General features: G+C 41.1%; 1 protein-coding gene. It reads left to right on the forward strand.

The window, feature by feature from the left end:
- On the forward strand, window positions 1-555 hold a 555-nt coding region (locus AC1DUW_RS31515; RefSeq protein ID WP_477644538.1), incomplete at its 5' end, for a transposase.
- Window positions 556-691: the final 136 nt, after the last annotated feature.

Consider the following 691-nt stretch of genomic DNA (forward strand, 5'->3'; position numbering starts at 1 on the left):
ATATTCTATCGCATCTTAATGACAGCTGCCGATAGAAAGTTAATAAGTGCAGAGCACGTATTCGTTGATTCCACACATGTGAAAGCCAGTGCGAATAAGCGGAAATTTGAAAAGAAAATCGTTCGCAAGGAAACACGAGCGTATCAAGGACGCCTTCAAGAAGAAATAAATCAAGATCGTGAAAACCATGGAAAGAAGCCTTGCCCACCGGATAAATTTGATAAGGAAGAAACCAAAGAGATTAAAGAAAGTACAACTGATCCTGAAAGTGGCTACTATGTRAAAGATGAACGAACAAAACAGTTTGCCTATTCATTYCAYGCGGCTGCAGACCGCAACGGTTTTGTGCTRGGGACGATTGTAACACCAGGAAATACGCATGATAGTAATATCTTAGAGCCTCTTGTTGAACAAGTGATTGAGAAAGTTGGAAAACCTGAAGCTGTTGCCGCAGATGCAAAAGAAAAGCATGGTATGCGTWGGACTACTTTAAGGGGACWTAAAAAATTGTCGATGCAGGCGATGCTTACWTTCGCTGCCATGAATTTAAAGTAGATAACCAATAGGACATGGCAAGGTCCAAGAATGGCTTAATAAAGTGGGCTCGTAGAGGCCCAATCTCTTAATCTTGAGCAAAATTCAAAGGGAATTTCAAAAGGGGTCCGGAATTAAAACATTCTGGACCCCTTTT

The sequence above is a fragment of the Peribacillus sp. P4_C12 genome, assembly GCF_056402095.1.